This is a genomic window from Microcoleus sp. Z1_B2 (genome assembly GCF_036700325.1).
GTDB lineage: Bacteria > Cyanobacteriota > Cyanobacteriia > Cyanobacteriales > Microcoleaceae > Microcoleus.
Genome location: NZ_JAUBOQ010000031.1, coordinates 65,027 through 87,515, shown reverse-complemented (window position 1 = coordinate 87,515; position 22,489 = coordinate 65,027). Strand labels below are relative to the sequence as shown.

The following is a 22,489-nucleotide window of genomic DNA, read 5'->3' as shown; positions in this document are numbered from 1 at the left end:
AACCAAAATTGGGACGTATTCTCCGCTTATAAAGCCAGTTTAGGCTTTGTTTGGGCTTAAAATTTGTTTAAGTCCCGTTAACTCAAATTCTAGGTAGTCTATTGCTAGAATTGACCAAATTTGAGGGGCTCTTGATTGAGGCAAAAGTCTACTACAATTCACTCTGTCCCGATCAAGTCTCTGCAAAAAACAAGCTGCAAAGCCTTGGTTTTAAATGTATCGATGTTCCCTGTCCTCTAAAAAATAGTGCTGATAATCAATTGATGGTTCACTGTCTTAATGATATTTACAGCCATCGGCCTCCCGATACAGTTATCCTTGTATCAGGAGATGGGGACTTTGTAAACTTGGTTCGCAATTTAAAAGATCGTGGCAAAAAAGTTATAGTCTTTGCTCAGCGAGGTAATGTTAAACAAAAGCTGAAAGAACTTGTAGGTAGTGATTTTCACTTTCTTGATGAATTGCCTAGCTTGATAGTAGCCAAAACTCAGCAGCAAATAGAAAATGTTCAGTGTCATCTCACTTACAATGAGGCTGTTGAGTATTTGATCGAAGCTATCAAAACAGCATTAAGCAAAGGGAAGGGTACAGGATTAGGTTTTATTAACAACCTAATGTTGCAGCTTTTTCCCAAGTATCAGGGAGTAACTTTTGTCTGCCAACATCAGGGAAAAACATTTTCACGCTTTAGCGAGTTGGTTAAGGCTGCCGTGAAAGATGGAAAAATCCGATTGCAGGATCAGCAATTGTTTGTAATAGAAGCAGACAGATTATCTGCATAAAGTTGCACAGTCCGCCAGGGAATGAATTCCCTGGCTCATAGCTAAAGTCGGTTGAAACCGACTGAATTACCGTTAAAAAAACACCATTTTCAGTCCTCTTTAGAGGACTTTAGCTATGAGCCAGGGGTTTTAACCCCTGGCGGACTGACGGACTGACGGACTAACGGGCTAATAGTAGAACTGGCAAATATCTGTTAAAATTTACCTCGCCGCAGATAGCAAAAATCCTGTTTATTTGATAAACTAGATTCTCCAAACCAACCGCTATCTGCGGCTCTTTCATGTCCAAATAATAACACCCAACTCCAAAAAGAATAACCATTACAGAATTGCCATGCCCTTAACTAATCCAACAAAAGAAATACAAATGACCCTTCCCGAATTCAAAAATGAAAAACTGCTGCGCCAAGCACTAACCCATCGTTCCTACGTCAACGAAAACCCCACATTCCGCGAAGAAGACAACGAACGCTTAGAATTTCTTGGCGATGCTTTGCTGACTTTTCTCAGCGGCGAATATCTCTATCAGCGTCATCCAGAAATGGGAGAAGACCAACTGACTCGCCGGCGTTCTGCATTAGTAGATGAAAAACAATTAGCCCGATTTGCTACTGAAATCAATTTAGACTTAAAAATGCGCCTTGGAAAAGGAGCTTATCGAGAAGGTGGAATTACCAACCCAAATTTGCTAAGCAGCACTTTTGAAGCATTTATTGGCGCTTACTATCTCGATACGCAAGATATGGACAAAGTTAGCCAGTTTGTGTGGCAAATGTTTGATTCTGTGCCAGAAAATGTTGTGGAAACTCGATCGACTGTAGACTCGAAAAATCGCTTTCAAGAATGGGTACAATCCAACGGTGACACGACTCCCCCCAAATATGTGACAGTCCAAGCAGGAGGCACACCCCACAAGCCGGAATTTATCGCTAAAGTTTATGTTGCAGAGAAACTCTATGGAGAAGGTAAAGGCAAAAGCAAAAAAGATGCTGAGAAAAATGCGGCTGAAGATGCGCTAGCAAAGCTGAAAAAACGCGGATTGATCTAAACTTGAAAACATGGGTAAAAACTACTAGCTTTTTTGTGCGCTTCCGGCGTTGGCCCAGCCCTCGAAGACGATCGCCCGAATTGATGGCCAGAGCACACAATGGTCTATAATCAGGACTTGTGCAAGTGTTACCGCCGTCGATCGAGGGTTGCAAGGGCAGAAATTCGTTGACGAGTACCCCCAGTGTCGATCGTAATTTTGGGAAATATCAGAGCAATTCATGTCTACTCAAAACCAGACTACCCTAACTGTTGAAGAAGCACACCAAATCCTCAAGGATTTCACTTGTCTGGATATGCAATCTGTAGCATCGCCGCTGGAAAAACAGGCACTCCGTCAAGCGATTTTGCTGGTAGCAAGTTTGTCGGATTATCAAATGTTGGGAGTGTGCGCTGCTTCGACGGATGAGGGGTTTTTAGCTTTAGAAGCTTATTTGAAAGCTTTGGGATATCAAGCTGTTTTAGATCCCAATGCAGTCACTTCATTTGCTGGTTCGGTTTATATTAAGTTCAATACTTTGAAGGGGTCGTATTATGTTGACGGCTATCCCGGAACTTACCGGGGCGTTTTGATTTCTTGTCAATCTTCCTCAGAAGATGGAGTTAGTGGAACTTACGGTCATTTACCTCTCGATTTATTTGATTAATTTCTCAGTAGTCAGTAGTCAGTAGTCAGTAGTCATTAGTCAGTAGCAGTAGTCCGTAGTCCGTAGTCAGTCGATCGATTAAATTGAATCAAAAACCCACTGAAAGCATCCAGGATACAAGCCCCCGAATTTATCCGTGGCGTCAATGCTTCAATCTAAAATCTAAAATCTAAAATCTAAAATCGATTGACTGATGCACCTTACTAAGCTGTAGGGTGCGTCAGCCCGCCCTTCGATTCAGTTGAATCAAACAGCGACTGACGCACCTTACGAAGATTAACCCTTACCCACGATCAATTCTGCCTCTGGTGCCGGTGCGGTTTCTTCCGGGGGCAGTCCCAAAATATCGCTGTACAAGTTGACGTATTTCCGGGCCGAAATATCCCAGCTAAAATCTTCTCTCATGCCGCGCTGTTGCAGTTCTCTCCACTTATCTTTGTAGCGGAAACCTTCCCAAGTTCTGATCATGCAGGTGAACAAGTCTAGGGGTTCGTAGCGATCGAAACAGTAACCGGTACCGGTATTGTCGATCGGGTTGTTGTGGGAAACGGTATCGACTAAACCGCCGGTGCGACGAACCATTGGCACGCACCCGTAGCGGAGGGCGAGCATTTGGCTGATGCCGCAGGGCTCGAAACGGCTGGGCATCAGGAAGCTGTCGCAGCCTGCGTAAACGCGCCGGGAGAGGGCCTCGTTGTAAAGTAGTTGGGTGGACATCCTACCGGGATAGCGGGCTGTCATTTGCCAGAGTTGGGTTTCGTAGTAGCGATCGCCCGTTCCGAGTACAATAAATTGAGCGTCGGTATAGGCCATGAACAGATCGAGCATTTGAATTATCAAATCCAATCCCTTCTGTTCTACCAGCCTTGTCACCATGCCGATCAAAAAGGCATTTTTATTCACTTCCAAACCGACTTCTTCTTGCAGCGCAATTTTATTAGCGGGGCGCTTTTCAATAGTATCAACACTAAATTGTTGATGGAGGTACTTGTCAGTTGCTGGGTTGTAAGATTCTGTATCAATTCCGTTCAAAATGCCCGATACTTTACCGCCGAGGTAAGACAGCAAACCTTCCAAAGTTTCCCCATAAGCTGGGGTTTTGATTTGCTCGGCGTAAGTCGGCGAAACTGTATTTACTCGATCGGCAAACTGTACTGCAGCAGCCATTGTATTGTGACCTTGCATATACCAAGGACACCAAGTCATCTGCTCCAAACGCCAGCGCCACGGCCCTTGATAAGCTAAATTGTGAATAGTAAAAACCGTGCTGATATCGGGATCTTGGCTCATCCAAACAGGTATCATCCCCGTATGCCAGTCGTGACAGTGGATAATTTGGGGCTTCCAATGATTCCAGGCAAATTCAGCCGCAGCATTGGCAAAGAAAGTGAACCTCCAATCTTCATCTACACCGCCGTAAACGCGGCGCGGTAAGAAAGATGGATGTTGTAATAAGTATAAAGGTACATCGGTTCCCGGCAAAACAGTTTCAAACACCGAGAAGCTTTGGAACATGGCAGATCCATCCCAAACAGGTTTTTTGGGAACGTCCATTTTGTCGGGGACGAAACCGTAGTAGGGCATGAAGATGCGGACATCGTGGCCCATGCGCCGCAGAAATTTCGGCAAAGCGCCGACGACATCGCCCATACCGCCCACTTTGGCGAGGGGTGATGCTTCGGCGGATACAAATAAAATACGCATTATTTTTTTGTGTTCCTTGAGATTGTTACTCTAGATTAAGTTTAAATGGCGAGTGGCACAATATTAACGCGCCTTTCAAAAACAAGTATAAATCTGAGTTGCTGTAGCGATCGCACTTTACTCAAGAATGCGATCGCCCTTTTTCCATCCGCGTTTATCGGCGGCGCTGTGCGGTGAAAAAAAGAGCGATCGATTTTATGATAAATATTGAATAAAATCTGTAGGGGCGGGTTCACCAAAATATTTGCCACCCACCGATAATCTTGATAAACCCGCCCCCACCCAACCAATAACCCCGATCGACCATTTCCCCCACCGTTAAATACAATTAATTCTTAATTTCTGGGTGGGGTGGGGGCGGGTTTTTATCATTTGTCTGTGGTGTCAAAAATCTAGGCGAACCCGCCCCTACATTGGTGGTTAAATGTGGGATAAAATCTACCGACAGCTACCGACTAATTCTGAGAATTGTCCTCAATAGTCTCCTCAAATCCCGCTAGAAAATCATCCAAAGCTTCAGAGGCGATCGCCAAATTAATACTGTCGGCATCTTCCAATCCCCAGGTATTCACACCAACCACTTGACCAGCCATATTAATCAACGGGCCGCCAGAATTGCCCGGATTAATCGCCGCATCAGTTTGCAACACCTTCACCTCAGCAACATCTTCTTCATCGTCGCCTTCTTCATATTCCTCTGGTTCGCGAATTGCACTCACAATACCTTGAGTTACAGTTGAAGCAAACTGCCCCAAAGGATTGCCCACAGCAATTACTCGATCACCCACTTTCACATCCAAAGACAACTCTAGGGGAGGATATTCTTGGGGAGAGTCCACTTGTTCCCCTGTGTTCGGGTCGAAGGTAAAATCGCTAATTAAGAGTAATGCTAAATCTTCTTCGGCATTACCAGTAAACACCACCTCTGCCAATCTCAATTTTCCGTCATGAGTTTCCACTAAAACCTGTTCGATTTCATCTTCTTCATAGAAGTAATCTTCATCGGCAATATCTTCTACAACGTGATAGTTCGTGACAATTATGTCCGGCGATACAAAGAACCCGCTTCCTGAAGAAATCTCTTCTTCTGTATCCCAATCCATGACGTAAATTGAAACTACGGACGGCAAGACTTGCTCGACTACATCCGAAAAACTTCCGGCTTGAGTTTTGAACTCTTTCAATTGCTTCTGCAAAGCTTGTTGGTCTGCTTGCATTTTGCTATAGAGTTGCTGAACCTTTTTCACTTCCAGCTTTAATTGAGTTTCTCTAGCGCTCATAGTGGGCTTTTACCTGAAATAAATTGCTGATTAATTTTGGATGTTTGATTGTAGATTTTGGATGGAGAGGTTAAGAACTCTAGGACTTACGAAAAAAAACCGGTTTTTACCATAAATCTTGGGCTATACAGCGAGACTTACATCAGAAACCGGGTTGCTTAACACCCGTGCGGAGCGTCCTAAATTAGTCAGATATTTTTGAAATCTATCGCGCAAGTCCTACCTAAAATCCCATCAAAAATCTACAATCAGACTGCTACTCTACCTGTTTTGCCAAAGCAAACCGCCTGTTATTTTTATTCTACAAAAGGCGATATATCGCGTCTAAAAGCATTGACAAAGAGATGCCGATCGCCTTTAGGAACCACGTTGAACTTCGACAAATATTTCCTCCAAAATTGCACTAGCACCCTGTTGGCGCAAGCGGTGAGCGAGGTCAATTCCGATCATTTCAGCAGTCTCGGCGGCGCCGGAAACACTATCTTTGACGAATCGCTGGCCGTCGAGACTCGATACCATTCCGGTTAAGGTTAATTGACCGTTTTCTATTTTAGTATTGACGCCGATCGGCACTTGACAGCCGCCTTCTAATTCCCGCAGAAATGCGCGTTCAGCATAACATCTTTGGGCGGTTTCCGAGTGTTCGAGAGCTTTAATCAGTGCCATGATTTCTGTGTCTCCGGCGCGGCATTCGATGCCCAAAGCACCTTGTCCGACGGCGTGAAGGGAGATTTCAGCAGGGATAATTTGGTGGATGCGATCGCCCATTCCCAATCTTTCGAGGCCGGCAACTGCTAAAATAATCGCGTCGTAACCGCCCTCATCTAATTTAGCGAGTCTAGTATTGAGATTGCCGCGAATATCTTTAAATTCAAAATGAGGGAAATGGTGTCGCAGTTGAGCTAGCCGCCGCAGGGAAGAAGTGCCGATTACTGAACCTTCTGGGAGGGTGTCGAGTTGCTTGTCTTTGTGCTTGGAGTGAACTACCAGGGCGTCAGCGGGATTTTCCCGTTCGGTGACGCATCCTAAAATTAAACCTTCGGGCAAATTGGTAGGCAAATCTTTGAGGGAATGAACGGCAAAGTCCGTTTCATTGTTAATCATCCCCGTTTCTAATTCTTTGGTGAAAAGTCCTTTATCGCCAATTTTAGCGAGGGCGACATCAAGAATTATGTCCCCTTGGGTGGACATGGTGTGGACTTCAAAAGTATGTTGCGGGAAGTGTTTCTGTAGCTGTTCTTGCACCCAGTGGGTTTGCACGAGAGCGAGTTGGCTTTTGCGGGAACCGATGCGAACGGTTCGGGAAGGGGCAGATGTGGTTGGGGACATAAGATCGATCGGAGGATAGCTTGAAATCAGCCAATATATTCACCTGATCTAGCGTACCGCAGGTGGGGACTTTAATTGCTGGTTGGGATAATTCGGGCGATAAAAGAGAAATACCAGATTTTGACCGCCTGTTTGAAAAAAGGATGCAACGGTAGGCAAGCTCCAAACCTTTACATAATAAGCCATTGCCAATCTAAAATCTAAAATCTAAAATCTAAAATGGTAGGACTGCCCGTAGCAGTGATTCCTGATGATGTTTCCCATCTAGCATTGGGCGTCGCTGGCACGGGGGCGATCGACATTCTGAAGCAAAGCCTGCGGGCGATGTAAGATTTACCTAGGGTCGAGCCGGATGAACCTGCTTGACATGAGGAGTTAGCTTAGCTGCTGCGAGAAAGAATTAGCTCAAAGGTTGCGAGATTTGGGGATAGAAATGTAGTTGCGAGGGGAAAAGGGCGATCGAAGTTGCGATCGTACTTCTAAAGCCACCAAATAGCTTACCATCAAAAGTGAATTTGTCAAATTACTAAAATCCTAAAACTATGAAAAGTGCTCTTGAAGTAGCTCGTTACTTTTTATGTCGTGTCGATCGAGAAGCAGGCGATACCATTTCTCCTCTGAAACTGCAAAAGCTCGTCTATTATGCACAAGCTTGGAGTTTAGTCTTTAGAAGCCAGCCGCTATTTGATCAAGATATTGAAGCTTGGGTTTCCGGCCCCATTGTCCGCGATGTTTGGGATGAGTACAAAGCTTACAAATATAGCGATATTCCTGCTCCCGATAATTTGGAATCAGAATTTGATGAAGATGAGATCGAGGTTCTCGAAGAAGTTTGGAATGCTTATGGAGAATTAAGTGCTAAACATCTTGCAGAATTGACGCAATCGGAGACACCTTGGCTCAACGCCCGCAAGGGATTAGAACCCGCCGAAACCTCAACTCAAATCATCTCCCACGAGGATATGAAATCCTGCTATGCACCTTTGGTGGAGGCGTAAGTGGGGAAAAAAAGTCAAATACCCAAGCCATCTCAAAAAAAGCAACAAAGTAGAATTCCAGAGCAAGCAACTCAGTTAAATCGACCAAGCAGTACAGATGATCAGCATCCTAGCTTCAGATTTACCTATGCAGATAAAAATCGTTGGCTTTTGTCTGACTGGACATCATCAGAAATCACTGACCTAATTGAAGGGCTAAAGAAAATTGAGAAATATACTTGGGGCCAAATCAAAGGTCACGGATCAAAAAAACGAGGTGAATCAGTGGGAACTGGTTATAAGTTGATTAACATTCATCCGACTTTGCCTGACAATATTCCTGAAGATGAGAGGTTATCCGAAATGCGAATTGATGAGAAAAAACGGATATTTGGGTTTCGCGTTCAGTCTGTTTACTACATCATTTGGTTTGACCGCGACCATTCTGTTTGTCCAGAATAAAGTTTATGAGGAGTGAAAAAGGTCGATTCCCTACCCTTCGGGAACCCCTGCGGGAAGATAGCTTCGCTCGCGCGTACCTTTTCCATTTCCCACCCAAATTTAACGTTGCCCTGCTTGAAGTGCCGAATTCGCTATCTGAACAACTTCTTGCTGCCGTGCGTTTTTCCTTGTGACTCGGTACAGCACCCCCAGCCTTTGCCACTCAACAAAAGCAGTGCAGTAAGCACCGCAATTATTGAAATAAATCCCCCTGAATCCGCCCGCCAATTCAACGCTTCTGTAAGTATCCTGTGGCAATTGCGAAGGAGGCGAAAACGGTTCATTTCTTTTAGCTTCGATTGTGCCGAAATAACAGGCTCCCGCACGGCATCCTTTGCCTAAATACATTCCCACAATGTAACCGTCGGCCCCCGCTTGCACATCAAAATCAAGTTGCTGAATGTCTGATAAAGGAAGTCTACTCGGAAGAAAAACAGGCACTCGCGTTTTGCCTTTGATTTGTCTAAAGATGTTACTAGCAGGAAAACGACTGTTAGCCTGTTTTGCACCTGAGTTATCGGGGATTGGGGGAATTTTTTGGACAAAATTCCTCCACTGCACAACTCTATTTTTAGCAATGTTAAAAGTGGGAATCGAGTATTTTTCTAGCGCAAAAGAAGGGCGACCGTTTGTGAGGTTGAAGTTGCGGCGAATCACTGTAATTTCGGGTTTCCCTAAGCCGTAAGCTGTGGCTATGGAACGGGCGAGATTGCAGCTAATTTTGAAGCGTCCCATCTCAATATTGCCATTTTCCGCTTGATAAGACCAATTGTAACCCTCAGAAGCACGATCGCGATCGCACAGAAAATGAGAAATCTCAAACATCTTGGCAATATGAACATCGTACAATCGCAACTTACCGCCGTTGGCAGATTTTGCAGTGTTGCGATCGGGTACAATAAATTGTATCGGTTGCCAGCTATCTTCAGGGGAATAATTAAACCAGCGGATTTCTGTAATGGGGAGTTCAGTCCTTGCTAACGCTGAGTTTGGTGTCAAAGGTGCGATAGTAAAAGCAGTCACCACACAAGCAAAAATCGCCGCAAATAGCCATCTTCTCCTCATCCTGATTTCCCCCTAAGTAGGTCAGCGCAAAAAAACCATAGCATCTTGTAAGAGGCGAGTGCGAGTTAAGATATATCATACAATAACGGTCAGGTACGCACCGAGCACCCTACAGATAAAAGTTGTGCCTCCCCACTACAAAACTTAACGCTTCCGAGCTAGAATAGCAGAATTTGCTATTAAAATTAAATCAGATTCTCGTCCGTTCTTAAGGGCTACGGTATACATAAAACCCCGACTTTTCCACTCGATAGTTGCTGTGCAGTAAGCCCCGCAACCGTTATGATAAACTCCTTTCACTCGGTCAGCCAGTTGAACATTTTTTAAAGTCTTAGTTACCCCTTCTACTTTGGTAGAAAACTCACCGCCTTTCTGACCTCTAATTTCCCCAAAACTGCAAGCTCCCGCACCTCGGCAATCTGCTGTATACTCCATAGAAATAGTATAGCTGTCTGTTTTCGCTTGACTTTGATAGTAAAGCTTCTGCGAAATAGGAAGCCGACTGGGGAGGAAAATTGGTACTTGTGTTTTGCCTTTTAACTTTTGCAAAATTTGACTTACCGGAACAGCCGTACCCGCTACAGCAACAGATTTTGTTTCCGGCGGTAGCTGCGACAATTCGCACGCACCAAAAACTCGCGATACAGGTACTAAAGCAGTCAATACACACGCCGAAGTCGCCAAAAGTAATAATTTATTGTTCACTGTGTTTTTCCCTGATGTCGAAACAGTCCTGTTTTTCGGTGAAGCACATTCACCTATTTACAACGATACTCGAAAATACCAAACTCCCAATAGGCATTCCGCAAAAAAGCAACTTTAACTTTTTTTTTACAAATGCCCTAAAATATGCAGTTACAGATAAAATAGAAAAGGCGACAATTTTAGGAATCGAAGGTGGAACTACAAGAGTATTTACGTCAGCACGGATTGGAAACTTTGTCCGAAACTTATCATATCAAAGTTACCCGCCACCGCCAATATCCCGATTTAGTCTGTCTGAAATACTCGCAGATAGAATCTCCCCTGGGCGAAAAAATAGTCCAGCAGTGCCGAGGCATTATTTTAGATTCATCTCAAGATTGGCAGATAGTTTCTTATCCCTACGACAAATTTTTTAATTACGGAGAAATTCACGCCGCTGCAATTGATTGGACAAATGCCAAAGTTTACCAAAAACTAGACGGTTCTTTGACTGTACTGTATTTTTACAAGGGAGAATGGAGAGTGCAATCTAGTGGCACTCCCGACGCCGCCGGCGAAGTTAACGGTTTTGGATTCAGCTTTGCCGAACTTTTTTGGAAAGTTTGGCAAGAATTGGGATATCAATTGCCACAAGAAACCGACCAGTGTTTTATCTTTGAGTTGATGACGCCTTACAATAGAATAGTTGTCCAGCAACAAAACAATCAAATCGTGCTGCACGGGGTTCGCAACACTCAAACGCTGCTAGAAACAGATCCGAGTATTTGGGCTAATAAATACGGCTGGGAATTGGTAGCATCCTATCCTTTAACTAGCTGGAAAGAAGTTATCGAAGCTGCTCAACATTTAGATCCGATGAATTCGGAAGGGTATATTATCTGCGACGCTAACTTTAACCGAGTTAAAGTTAAGTCTCCGCAATATGTCGCGATTTCCCATCTTCGTGAAGGGTTTTCGACCCGCCGCATGATAGAAATTGTTTTAACTAATGAAGGAGAAGAGTTTTTAGCTTATTTTCCTGAATGGAGTGAGTTGTATAAAAAAGTTAAGGACAAATATCAATCTTTGGTTGAAGAAATCGAGGAAGCTTACCGACAGCACGAACATATCGAAGTTCAGAAAGATTTTGCCTTAGCTGTGAAACATTTGCCGTATTCCGGGATTTTGTTTTCTTTGCGGGCCCGAAGAGTTGCGGGAGTGAAAGAAGCTCTCCGTGATGTTACTATTCATAAAATAGAAGAGTTATTGGGTTTAGATTACATCCATTTAGGTTTGTGAGCAGACAATCGGCGGTTTAAATCGCTCCTACACAAACAAATTCCGCCTACGCGGACTAAAAATTTAAGTGACAAATTACCAATTACCAATTATCTATTACCATTACCAATTACCATGAAAAGAGTTATTGTACTTGTCGGTTTACCTGCTTCGGGAAAATCTCAATTTGCTAGGGAGTTGCTGCTAGCGGAACCTGCAAAGTGGGTGCGTAGCAATAAAGATTTGCTCAGAGAAATGGCTCATGCTTCTCATTGGTCGCCGGCGAATGAAAAGTTTATTGTGCAGTTGAGAGATACGATTATTTTGATGGCTTTGGAAAGTGGCAAGCACGTCATTGTTGATGATACTAATTTTGGGCCTCACATCGAGCATATCAAGGAGTTGGTTAAAGGGAAAGCTGTTGTCGAAGTTAATGATTCTTTCTTGCAAGTTCCGGTTGAGGAATGTATTAAACGGGATTTGAAAAGGCTTAATTCGGTGGGCAAAGATGTGATAATGAAGATGTACAATAAGTACGTGCGGGTTCCCGTTGTGCCGCCGGAATATAACCCGGATTTGCCGGATGCAATTATTGTTGATATGGACGGCACGCTGGCACTTCTCAACGGTAGAAATCCTTTTGATGCTTCGACGTGCGATCGCGATTTACCAAATCAGCCCGTCTTAGATACCGTTCGCAAGTGGCAAACCAGCGCCCATATTATTGTAGTGTCGGGCCGCACAGATGACTGTCAACCTCAAACTGAAAAATGGTTGCAGCAGTACGATGTCAATTATGCTGCTCTTTATATGCGGAAAACGGGAGATATGAGGAAGGATGCGATTATTAAAGATGAATTCTATCGGCAGCATATTGATGGAAAGTATAACATAAAGTTTGTTTTGGACGATCGCCAGCAAGTTGTTGATATGTGGAGAGGCTTGGGATTGACGGTATTCCAAGTAGATGAAGGGGATTTTTGACCTATGGTTTTTCTGAAAATTGTCCCATGCCTAATGCTATAATCAAAGTAACAGTGACAAAAAAATTGTTATGGTAGCCATTCCCCAAGCACCCCAAAAAATGACCGTTGAGGAATATCTCGAATGGGAAGCTCAACAAGAGATTCGCCACGAATATGTCAACGGCGAAGTTTTTGCCATGACGGGTAGTACAATTCCCCATAACGATATTGCACTTAACTTTTACACTGCATTGCGCCCGCATCTACGTTCCACAGGCTGTCGGATGAACGTATCAGACGTGAAATTGCAAGTCAGTTTTCAAAGCCGTTACTACTACCCTGATGTGATAGTCAGTTGCGATCCAGAAGACATTAATTCACGCAATTTCATTCAGAATCCTAAAATCATTGTGGAAGTTCTTTCTCCCAGTACAAGTGCTAAAGATCGGGATGAAAAATTCACTTGTTACCTGAAAATTCCGACTTTGCAAGAGTATATCTTGATTGATTCACAAAAGATTTTTGTTGAGCGTTACTGTCGGGGAGAGGGGAGAATGTGGCTGTACTATTCTTACACTGCTGGGGAGATTATCACTTTATCAAGTATTGGGTTTGATTTGCCGATCGCACTTTTGTATGAAGGTGTTGGATTGGAAACAGAAACAGAAACGTAAATGGGAAGATTGAAACCGCAATCTCTGTAGGGGCGGGTTCACCGAAATCTCGAACAGAAATCAAACAATCTGATAAACCCGCCCCGCCACGGCCCAATTTTACATCAACATTTGATTCAATAAATTAATGGTAAATTTGTATTTGCGATCGGGTGGGGGCGGGTTTAGGAGATTATTAATTTTTTCCATAGATGGTTGGTGAACCCGCCCCTACGGTTCAATTGTACCTGGTGTTGATTCAATACAGTTCAAACTATCGCGTCCAAGCCAGCCAGCGGTTAAACAAATTTTTCACAAACGGAGTCAAACGAGTGCGATTGTAAGCATCTCCCGCTTTCCGAATTGCATCAGCTTGTGTTGGATACGGGTGAATTGTGCTAGCAATCTTTCCCAAACCAATATTGTTAACCATTGCTAAAGTAATTTCGCTTATCATATCCCCAGCGTGTCGCGCTACAATAGTTGCACCTAATATTTTATCGCTGCCTTTCTTGACGTGAATTTTCACAAATCCTTCCTCTTCGCCGTCAATAATTGCCCGATCGACTTGACTGAAAGGAATTAAAAATGTATCGAGATCAATGCCTTTTTCCTTAGCCTCGTGTTCCCCAATTCCGACGCGCGCAATTTCCGGGTTTGTGTAAGTACACCAAGGTATCGTCAAAGCGCTGAGCTTTTTGCGCCCGAAAAATAGAGTGTTTTGAATTACTATTCTCGCGGCAAAATCAGCAGCGTGAGTAAATTTATGTTTCATGCAAATATCGCCGGCGGCATAAATGCGGGGATTAGTAGTTTGCAAGTTGTCGTTGACAAATACGCCTGTTTGTGTATCGTATTCGACGCCGATCGCCTCCAGATTCAATCCTTCGACGTTGGGCGATCGCCCTGTACTCACAATCATTTCATCTACTGTTACCGATGCTTCCTTACCTTGACATTTATAATAAATTACTTTGCCTGCATTGGTTTTCTCAACGCGCTCTATTTGGGATTCTAGTATTAGTTGAATTTCTTCGCGTACAAAAGCCTGCTGCACGATTTTAGCAGCCTCCGCATCTTCTTTGTCTAAAATTTGAGCATTTTTGTGCAGCAATACGACTTCCGAACCCAGCCGCCGAAAGGCTTGAGCCAATTCGCAGCCGATCGGCCCTGCGCCAATTACGGCCAAACGCTGAGGTCTTTCTGTCAGGTTAAAGACAGTTTCATTTGTCAGATATCCAGCTTCTTGTAAACCTGGAATTTGTGGTTGTCGCGCCCTTGCACCTGTGGCAATTACTGCTTTTTTAAAGCGAAGAGTTTGCCCCCCAACTTCTACTGTATTATTGCTAGTAAAACGACCAGAACCTAAAAAAACATCGACTCCTAATTTATCTTGGTAGCGTTGAACAGAATCAACATCGCTGATTCCCGCCCTGATGCGGCGCAGCCGTTCCATCACAGCGGCAAAATCCACTTCTACACTGTCAGAAACATTAACACCAAATTTACTTGCTTCCCAGATATCGCCGACAGTGCGAGACGCTCGAATTAAAGCTTTTGACGGCACGCAACCGACATTCAAACAGTCGCCGCCCATCAAATGTTTTTCAATCAAAGCAACTTTCGCGCCCAAACCTGCGGCACCGGCAGCCACAATTAATCCAGCGGGCCCCGCGCCAATTACTACTAAATTATAAGAACTAGCAGGCTGCGGATTTACCCAATCGGGCGGATGCAAATAGGAGACTAATTTCTGGTTGTGTTCGTCCATCGGGGGGACAGTTACGCGATCGACTTTTGATTGTGACATTGGCAAATTCTCCTAATTAAATACTTTTTTCTAAAGCTTTGCTGGCTATCCGAGTGATAAAGACAGTAACAGCGACAGTAGCGAGAAAACTGATAATATTAATCAACCATTTTACGGCGGAATCTTGAGGATTTGCATACACAGTTTGCGTGCCTATCGCAGCAACCTCTCCCACCAAAGAACCGGAGTAAACGTACATAATTGTACCCGGTATCATGCCAAAGGAACCCAGCACGTAATCTTTCAAAGAAACTTGAGTAATTCCTAGAGCGTAATTCAATAAATTGAAAGGAAATAAAGGACAAAGACGAGTCAAAAAAACTATTTTTAATCCTTGTTGGGAAACTGCGCGATCGAGAGCTTTAAACTTGGGGTGAGATTCCATATATTTTACCACGCGATCGCGGCATAAATAGCGCCCGATCGCAAAAGCAAATACCGCACCTAAAATGGACGCCGCAAATACGTAAACTGAACCCCACCACAGACCAAAAATCGCTCCCCCTCCCAGCGTCAGTACCGAACCCGGTACAAACAGCACAGTAGCCAAGTTATAAGTAGCTACAAAAGCCACTGGCCCCCACCACCCTAAATCCTCGATCCGCATTAACAGAGTTCTCAAAACATCTTGAACGTAGGCAGAGCGAGTTGCTACAATTAAGAGAGCGAGCAAAAGTGCGATCGAAAAAAACAACACTATGCGTTTAAATTTTACCCTAGCATAATCTTGGATTCGTGCTTTTGCCATGATTCACCCGCAAATATTTATCAGCATTATACTCCAAACTTAAATTATTACTGTAAACAACCCTAAAAGCGATCGTCATGACACCACCAGCCCAACTTCCAATCCCCGAATATTTCGACCCCAAAAAAGTAGGCGAAGTCTGGCGAGTACCCTACCTAGAACGCGCCGCCCAAGCGAAAGATTGGGCTACACAGCACAACATCCCGCCCGCCGCCAGCGACAAAAATCAGATTTGTTTGCTGATAATAGACGCCCAAAATACATTTTGCTTGCCCGAGTTTGAATTATTTGTGGGCGGGCGATCCGGTAGTGGTGCCGTTGATGATAACCTGCGACTGTGCGAATTTATTTATCGCAATTTAAACGCAATTACAACCATTGCGCCGACAATGGACACCCACACCGCCATGCAAATTTTTCATCCAATCTTTTGGATAAACGAAGCTGGCGAACACCCCCTACCAGCCGCAACTTCTATTACACTCGAAGATGTCCAAAAAGGCATTTGGAAAGTCAATCCCGCCGTAGCCGATAGCATCAGCGGGGCTAATTTTTCAGCACTGAAAAAACAGGCTTTCCACTACGTCAAAAAACTCAGCGCCGATGGGAAATATCCCCTGACAATTTGGCCCTATCACTCAATGTTAGGTGGCATCGGACACGCGCTGGTTTCTGCGGTGGAAGAAGCTGTATTTTTTCATACTATAGCCCGCAACAGCCAAGCACTTTTTGAGATCAAAGGCGGGAATCCACTGACTGAAAACTATTCGGTTTTGCGGCCGGAAGTTTTAGAGGGATTCGACGGCAATCCGATTGCGGAAAAGAATGCTAAGTTTATTGATAAATTACTCGATTTTGATGCAGTAGTTATTGCCGGACAAGCGAAAAGTCACTGCGTTGCTTGGACAATTGATGATTTGTTAACGGAAATTTTGGCGCGAGATCCGAGTTTGGCAAAGAAGGTTTATTTGCTGGAAGATTGCACTTCGCCTGTGGTTGTTCCGGGTGTTGTTGATTTCACGGAACAAGCCGATGCAGCTTATCAAAAATTTGCGGTGGCGGGAATGAATGTGGTTAAATCTACTGAGTTAATTTTGGGCGATTAAAGACGTTTTTTTAGGTGGGGTTTTTCAGAGCAAAAAAAGTATCCATGATTAACCAGATGCGGTAATTTTTGTTCGATTAGCACTCGGCTGCGATCGCATTTACAGCGTATTCCAGGTTGATGAAGTATACCCCAGAAACCGGGTTTCTTTACAGTTCTCCCATCCTTACTGATTCTGTTGCTCGAAACCCGGTTTCTCGCCCTCTACATCTACATGGAATATGCTGTAACTGATAGCTTATGATATCATATCCAAAATGCACACTGACTATATAAGTTTAATCAAGGAGTTTCCCGATGGCTGAAAGCGGAATTTATAGTGTTGTTCTGTTTCGGGATGCGAGTGTGCGAGCAATTTTAAAACTCTCTGTAGCCATCGCCACGACTCTTCTGAGCACAGTTGTAACTGCAACCCAAGCCGACGCAGTTCCCGTCACCTACGATTTCACGATCGCTGTTACCAAAGGCGGGTTAGCGGGCAATACATTCAACGGTTCTTTCACTTACGATGATGCCAAATTGAAGGGAACGGGAGTGGAAGAATTGGGAATTAATGAGGGATTAACGACGTGCCTAAATTACCTGGGACGCACTTATCGCGAAACCGATGATACCAGTTATCCTACCTTTCCCACACTCAGATTTGAGGATGGTAAGATTACACAACTAAACTTTTGGATTCAGCCGAATCAGCGAGTTAATTGGTGGAATTTACCTGGATGGGAAGTCAAGCTGTCTGAGCCTAAAATGAGGGATTCAACTGTTCCCAACTGTCAAAAACGGTGAGGCGTGACCAAGGTGCGATCGACCGTAAAAATATAGCAGGAATTAGATGCAACTGCCTACGCTTACGGTAATTTCATGCAGCCACGCTACCAATGTGCGATCGCCGATTATCTGCTGGGGCGATCGAATATTTGCGATCGCTAGGAACGGATGATATCATGTGCGATCGAGCGATTAAAAGGGCGGGTTTTTGAGATTGTCAATTATTAGCAGATATTTTCCGTGAGGGGAACCCCTACGGTATTAGGGGTAATATACCGAACATAATATGACTCAAAGATTGTTTGAAAAAAAACCGCATGATTCCTATTTTCTGTTGGTCAAGAGTGCCTCGGCGCTTGATGATTTTTAGGATCGCTAATTAAATAACTTACAATTTTAATTGTTATTGTGGGATGGGCGTCCCGCCCGTCCCACAATCTTGTGGAAGTTATTTAATTCTCATTCCTTAATAACTATTTCCCATCCAATCTGGGGACTTCTTCCAAAAAACTGCCGCTCAACATTAACTCAGTCATCCGGTCTAAGTTGCCGCTGACTTGCAATTTTTTGTCTTTTTGAAAGCGCTCGATATCTGCTTTTAAATTGCCGCCATTATATCCTAATTTACTCAAATAGTCAATAGCTTGCTGATTGCTTAACAAGATATCAGCAGACCGGAAAATCGGCACGTATTGATCGCGCCAAACTTTGGCAAAAGTTGCCCTATCTAAATAGAAAATCCTGCCCCGCGCCGGGTCTCCAATGACAGCTACACGGTCATTCATTCCCAGCAAAGCGACCGCGTGGGGTAGCTTCCGAGGGCCGTCAAATAGCCAAACTGCTAGCACTCCGGGGCGATTAATTTGCTGAATTTGCTCCCAAGTTGGCGTTAGTTCGATCGCATTTACGCCCAAAGCTCTTGCTGCTATAATTAACTGTGGCATGGAAGTTCCCAAGCGACTCGTGCCGGCCTCTCTAGCTACACTCGATTCCGTCGCATCCATCCCCCAACGCCTTAACACTGTTGCTAGCGCCGCCGGCGCGCAACTGCTGTTAGATGTTTGCCGAAATACACCGTTTGGCCGCAAATTATCTATTAAATCAGCGTAAATTGGCGCCAGAAAATAGTTTTCAGCGCCTGTAAATCCTCCCAATCCCAACAAGCCAATTAAAATTACTGCGATTACTTGCGATCGCGCTGTCAACCAACTTATACTAAACCCAATACCGCAGACTCCCATCAGCATCACTCTGAGCAAAGTCCAAGTAACTCGCATCCCGTGAAAGCGCCACTCGATCGGCAAAACAGGCATTTGAGGCATATTTAGAGCCAGTAGCAGCAAGGCAATATAAAAACCCAAAAACAGCAGGGCGATCGAATTTCTGCCCTTAAACAAGTCGTTAGCCGTCACTCCCGATCGAACTAACACCCGCCCGAACCGCATTCCCCAGACAAACAGCACTGAACCCAGCACCAGCGTCACTACTATTTCCATGAACTCAAAATTTTGTTGCTTAACTAGGTTGTAACATTTCTGCGATCGATAACTCCTGACTCGTGTTCAATAATGAATCCGTCTATCCGTGACTTCCGTGTCCTCCCTTTCTTCAACCACACCTAAAACTTGCAAAATGTCAAGGGATTCGATCGACTTTTCCCCACCTTAGCCACCAAGTCCCAAACCAGATTTAGCACCGAAAAAAATTCCCCACATCTCTTGCCACAAACGGCCACATCCGTTGTAATATAGATGTAAGTCACAGCCCGTTAAAGTAATCAACAAACAATTAAGCCGCTCAATATATTCACGCTCCAACGAGCGCTGAGTTGTATTTAGCGTGCCTATTAAAGAGCGATCGAAGCTCCTCACACACCCCCAATATTCAGGAAGAATAATGCCATCAAGATCCGCCAACGATGTAGACTTAGCAGAGCAATATTGGCACTACCTAGAAATATCCAAGGTTGCAACTATCTTAGAAACCAACCTGGAAAGCGGTTTAGAACCGACAGAAGCCAACCATCGCCAACAGAAATTCGGGCCCAACGAACTAACAGTTAAAGCAGGGAAACCAGCCTGGTTAAAATTTATCCTGCAATTTAACCAACCCCTCCTGATCATCTTGCTGAGTGCAGGTTTAATCAAAGCAGTGATCGGAGAATGGCTAAACGCTAGCGTAATTTGGGGCGTAACAACCACAAACGCTACTATTAGTTTCATCCAAGAAGCTGGAGCCGAGAAAAAAATTGAAGCCCTCGCCCAAGCTGTCACCACTGAAGCCACAGTTATTCGGGGCGGCAAAAAATTAAAAATTCCCTCCAAAGAACTCGTTGTTGGCGACTTAGTAACCCTGACTTCCGGCGACAAAGTACCGGCAGACTTGCGCTTAGTGAAAGTCCGCGACTTGCAAATCGACGAATCGGGACTCACCGGGGAATCAGTTGCTGTCGAAAAAGAATTAGGACAATCTGGAGACATAGTTCTGCCAAAAGAAACGCCACTAGCAGAACGGGATAACATGGCCTATGCCGGCAGTTTTGTCACTTTTGGCCAAGGTAGCGGCATCGTAATTGCGATCGCCAATAAAACCGAAACCGGCAAAATCTCCCAACTATTAGATCGGCACATCGACCTCACCACCCCCTTAACCCGCAAATTCAACCAATTCAGTCAAAACTGGCTGTTATTCGTGTTGGGAATGGCAACCTTGACCTTCGCCGTCAGATTGGGCAGACCTGTCCCAGAGGGAGTTTCAGCCTTTAAAGAAGCAGTCGAACCCGCAGTCGCCCTGATTGTCGGCGCAATTCCCGAAGGCTTACCCGCCGTCATCACCGTCACCCTAGCCGTAGGCGTTTCCCGGATGGCAAATCGCCACGCGATCGTCCGCAAATTGCCCGCTGTAGAGACCCTAGGCGGCGCTACAGTCATCTGTTCCGACAAAACTGGAACTTTGACGGAAAACCAGATGACGGTGCAAGAAATCTATTCTGGCGGCGCATCCTACTCAGTTACGGGTACGGGATACAGCCCCGAAGGTGAAATTCAACTCAACCAACTGCCAATTACTGTCAGCCAAGCTCCAACTTTGCAAGAATGTTTGCAAGCTGGACTTCTTTGCAACGACTCTCAGTTGGAATTCAAAGACGATAATTGGATTGTCGTCGGAGATCCGACAGAAGGAGCGTTAATTGCTGCGGGCAAAAAAGCCGAATTGAGTCAGCAAGCTTTGTCCAAGTCAATGCAGCGCCTGGATTCAATTCCCTTTGAATCTCAGTTTCAATACATGGCGACGCTGCACCGAACTCCCACTGGCAAAATTTTGTACGTCAAAGGTTCCGTAGAATCAATTCTCGGCCGCTGCGGTTCCAGTCTCGACACTCAAGGAAATCCGGTAGAAGTCGATCGCGAACAAATCCACCACCAAGTCGATGAAATGGCGCATCAAGGCTTGCGCGTCTTGGCTTTAGCGAAAAAGCCAGTACCGCAAAGCCAAAATTCCGTCGATCACTCGGATTTGGAGTCAGGGCTGGTTTTCTTGGGACTGCAAGGCATGATTGACCCGCCGCGGGCAGAAGCGATCGCAGCCGTCCAAGCTTGTCAAACCGCCGGCATCCAAGTCAAAATGATTACCGGCGACCACATAGCTACAGCCAAGGCGATCGCCCGCCGCATGGGATTCCGCAAAACTAAACACCACAGAGAACTTGTAGCCTACACCGGCGCCGAGCTCGCCTCCATGAGCAAGCAGGAACTCGGCGAAGCCGTAGAAGCCGGCTCAGTTTTTGCCCGCGTCGCCCCAGAACAAAAACTCCGCCTCGTAGAAGCTTTGCAAAATCAAGGCGAAATTGTGGCGATGACGGGAGACGGCGTTAACGACGCGCCGGCGCTGAAACAAGCGGATATCGGGATTGCGATGGGCAGCGGTACGGAGGTTTCTAAAGAAGCCGCCGACATGATTCTTACCGATGATAACTTTGCGTCGATCGAATCTGCTGTCGAAGAAGGGCGATCGGTTTACAAAAATCTGCTCAAAGCAATCAGCTTCATTCTCCCAGTCAACGGCGGAGAATCGATGACAATTTTGCTCAGCACCCTCCTCGGTCGAGAATTGCCGATTTTGTCGCTACAAATTCTCTGGCTGAATATGCTCAACTCGATCACCATGACTGTGCCCCTGGCTTTCGAGCCCAAGTCAGCGGGAGTCATGAAACAGCAGCCCCGACCGGTCAACGAACCTTTCCTCACCGGAAATCGGATCAAGCGGATCATCGCTATTTCTCTTTACAACTGGACTCTGATTTTCGGAATGTTTGAATGGGTGCGCCAAGCGGATTGGGGAACCTTAGAACTAGCCCGCACGATGGCGATTCAAGCCTTGGTAATGGGGAGAATTTTTTACCTGTTGAGTCTCAGCCAGTTGTTGCCTTCTTTGATTGCTAAATTTAGCGGTTCTAAGGAAGAAGTTAGCGGCGCTCCCGCCCTCGGTGTGGGAATTGTCCTGGCGATAATTTTGCAGATTATCTTTGCTAACTCTCCGTTTGTCAATAGCATATTTGAGACGGCTCCGATGAATCTGGATCAGTGGCTGATTTGCTTCGGCGTCGCTCTGCCGATGATCGGTGTTGCTCTCTCCGTCAACCGCTTTGACCCGCCCAACTAAGCTGCTGTACAAAAGTGCGAGCGATTAGTAATTTCGGGTGTTTAGAAACCGGGTTTCTTGAAGAAACCCGGTTTCTCGGTATTACAGAAATCGAACCTGAAAGCGCACGTCATATCCTATCCGGTAAATCACTTACGATTAAGCGCCAATTTTAGTCCAATGAAAACCAGTTAAGCCTTTTAAAACAGCCGAATCCTAAAAAGTTTATTATTTCTGTATAATAAACTACAATTTTCTAAAAAAAATATAGACGTATATTAACAAAGTAAATGTGCGGTGGCTGCGATGTTTGCAACTTATTGACAATACAGTTGAAGGCTGCCCGATCGCCCTTCGCTACAACCTTTACCCTGGAAGCCTTGGTTTAAACCAGTTTTGATAAGCAAACCCGATCGCCCTTCCCAACCCTTCCTTATCGATAGCACACAGCTAAAAGATTTACTTATCAATCAAATTTAATAATTGTTTTATAATTTCAGCAAGA

20 protein-coding genes are annotated in these 22,489 nt (G+C 44.9%); 11 read left to right on the top strand and 9 right to left on the bottom strand.

The annotated features are described in order from the left end of the window. The first annotated feature begins 101 nt into the window (after positions 1-101). The 3 genes from QT984_RS19075 to QT984_RS19065 all read left to right on the top strand — a co-directional run bounded on the left by QT984_RS19075 (position 102) and on the right by QT984_RS19065 (position 2,476). Positions 102-782 carry an NYN domain-containing protein gene (locus QT984_RS19075; protein ID WP_333231228.1) on the top strand — a complete coding sequence of 227 codons (681 nt, stop codon included), beginning with the start codon at positions 102-104 and terminating at the stop codon, positions 780-782. Positions 783-1,149: 367 nt separating this feature from the next. Beyond that, a complete protein-coding gene (gene rnc / locus QT984_RS19070; protein WP_333055885.1) occupies positions 1,150-1,830 on the top strand; it encodes a ribonuclease III in 681 nt (226 codons plus the stop codon). A 220-nt stretch (positions 1,831-2,050) separates the two neighbouring features. Further along, positions 2,051-2,476: a DUF1824 family protein gene (locus QT984_RS19065; RefSeq protein WP_333231226.1), complete on the top strand. Its 426-nt coding sequence runs from the start codon at positions 2,051-2,053 to the stop codon at positions 2,474-2,476. A gap of 276 nt (positions 2,477-2,752) precedes the next feature. On the opposite strand, the gene glgA is transcribed toward QT984_RS19065, so the two are convergent. The 4 genes from glgA to hemC all read right to left on the bottom strand — a co-directional run bounded on the left by glgA (position 2,753) and on the right by hemC (position 6,789). Next, positions 2,753-4,180 carry a glycogen synthase GlgA gene (gene glgA / locus QT984_RS19060; protein WP_333142455.1) on the bottom strand — a complete coding sequence of 476 codons (1,428 nt, stop codon included), beginning with the start codon at positions 4,178-4,180 and terminating at the stop codon, positions 2,753-2,755. 41 nt (positions 4,181-4,221) lie between these two features. After that, positions 4,222-4,431: a hypothetical protein gene (locus QT984_RS19055; RefSeq protein ID WP_333374659.1), complete on the bottom strand. Its 210-nt coding sequence runs from the start codon at positions 4,429-4,431 to the stop codon at positions 4,222-4,224. Positions 4,432-4,635: 204 nt separating this feature from the next. Further along, positions 4,636-5,460, bottom strand: a complete 825-nt coding sequence (locus tag QT984_RS19050; protein WP_333374657.1) for a S1C family serine protease — start codon at positions 5,458-5,460, stop codon at positions 4,636-4,638. A 357-nt stretch (positions 5,461-5,817) separates the two neighbouring features. Next, positions 5,818-6,789 carry a hydroxymethylbilane synthase gene (gene hemC / locus QT984_RS19045; protein ID WP_333055890.1) on the bottom strand — a complete coding sequence of 324 codons (972 nt, stop codon included), beginning with the start codon at positions 6,787-6,789 and terminating at the stop codon, positions 5,818-5,820. A gap of 542 nt (positions 6,790-7,331) precedes the next feature. Between hemC and QT984_RS19040 the strand changes: the two genes are divergently transcribed. Together QT984_RS19040 and QT984_RS19035 are read left to right on the top strand one after the other, a co-directional pair. Beyond that, positions 7,332-7,787, top strand: coding sequence for a type II toxin-antitoxin system antitoxin SocA domain-containing protein (locus QT984_RS19040; protein ID WP_333055891.1), 456 nt, complete (start codon positions 7,332-7,334; stop codon positions 7,785-7,787). Then, on the top strand, positions 7,788-8,228 hold the full coding sequence (locus QT984_RS19035; protein WP_333055892.1) for an MAG6450 family protein: 441 nt from the start codon (positions 7,788-7,790) through the stop codon (positions 8,226-8,228). 99 nt (positions 8,229-8,327) lie between these two features. Here QT984_RS19035 and QT984_RS19030 read toward each other — a convergent pair whose 3' ends face one another. Both QT984_RS19030 and QT984_RS19025 read right to left on the bottom strand, forming a co-directional pair. Further along, entirely contained in the window at positions 8,328-9,332 is a 1,005-nt protein-coding gene (locus QT984_RS19030) for a hypothetical protein (RefSeq protein ID WP_333055893.1), read from the bottom strand. Positions 9,333-9,476: 144 nt separating this feature from the next. Continuing rightward, on the bottom strand, positions 9,477-10,037 hold the full coding sequence (locus QT984_RS19025) for a hypothetical protein (RefSeq protein WP_333208134.1): 561 nt from the start codon (positions 10,035-10,037) through the stop codon (positions 9,477-9,479). A gap of 192 nt (positions 10,038-10,229) precedes the next feature. Here QT984_RS19025 and QT984_RS19020 point away from each other — a divergent pair, with 192 nt between their 5' ends. The 3 genes from QT984_RS19020 (at position 10,230) to QT984_RS19010 (ending at position 12,933) form a co-directional block, all read left to right on the top strand. Next, on the top strand, positions 10,230-11,315 hold the full coding sequence (locus QT984_RS19020; protein WP_333374655.1) for a T4 RnlA family RNA ligase: 1,086 nt from the start codon (positions 10,230-10,232) through the stop codon (positions 11,313-11,315). A gap of 114 nt (positions 11,316-11,429) precedes the next feature. After that, positions 11,430-12,278 carry a phosphatase domain-containing protein gene (locus QT984_RS19015; protein ID WP_333374653.1) on the top strand — a complete coding sequence of 283 codons (849 nt, stop codon included), beginning with the start codon at positions 11,430-11,432 and terminating at the stop codon, positions 12,276-12,278. Positions 12,279-12,348: 70 nt separating this feature from the next. Continuing rightward, positions 12,349-12,933, top strand: coding sequence for a Uma2 family endonuclease (locus tag QT984_RS19010; RefSeq protein WP_333055897.1), 585 nt, complete (start codon positions 12,349-12,351; stop codon positions 12,931-12,933). Positions 12,934-13,186: 253 nt separating this feature from the next. Here the strand turns inward: QT984_RS19010 and QT984_RS19005 are convergent, their stop codons facing one another. Together QT984_RS19005 and QT984_RS19000 are read right to left on the bottom strand one after the other, a co-directional pair. After that, entirely contained in the window at positions 13,187-14,722 is a 1,536-nt protein-coding gene (locus QT984_RS19005; RefSeq protein ID WP_333055898.1) for a mercuric reductase, read from the bottom strand. 16 nt (positions 14,723-14,738) lie between these two features. Then, on the bottom strand, positions 14,739-15,470 hold the full coding sequence (locus tag QT984_RS19000) for a TVP38/TMEM64 family protein (RefSeq protein ID WP_333055899.1): 732 nt from the start codon (positions 15,468-15,470) through the stop codon (positions 14,739-14,741). 77 nt (positions 15,471-15,547) lie between these two features. Between QT984_RS19000 and QT984_RS18995 the strand changes: the two genes are divergently transcribed. Further along, on the top strand, positions 15,548-16,576 hold the full coding sequence (locus QT984_RS18995; protein ID WP_333055900.1) for an isochorismatase: 1,029 nt from the start codon (positions 15,548-15,550) through the stop codon (positions 16,574-16,576). 296 nt (positions 16,577-16,872) lie between these two features. After that, the gene (locus tag QT984_RS18990; protein WP_333055902.1) at positions 16,873-17,361 is read left to right on the top strand and encodes a hypothetical protein; all 489 of its coding nucleotides are present in this window, start codon (positions 16,873-16,875) and stop codon (positions 17,359-17,361) included. Between the two features lie 455 nt (positions 17,362-17,816). On the opposite strand, the gene QT984_RS18985 is transcribed toward QT984_RS18990, so the two are convergent. Beyond that, on the bottom strand, positions 17,817-18,839 hold the full coding sequence (locus QT984_RS18985; RefSeq protein ID WP_333231209.1) for a cysteine peptidase family C39 domain-containing protein: 1,023 nt from the start codon (positions 18,837-18,839) through the stop codon (positions 17,817-17,819). A 400-nt stretch (positions 18,840-19,239) separates the two neighbouring features. Here QT984_RS18985 and QT984_RS18980 point away from each other — a divergent pair, with 400 nt between their 5' ends. Then, positions 19,240-22,005: an HAD-IC family P-type ATPase gene (locus tag QT984_RS18980; RefSeq protein WP_333338813.1), complete on the top strand. Its 2,766-nt coding sequence runs from the start codon at positions 19,240-19,242 to the stop codon at positions 22,003-22,005. Positions 22,006-22,489 lie beyond the last annotated feature (484 nt).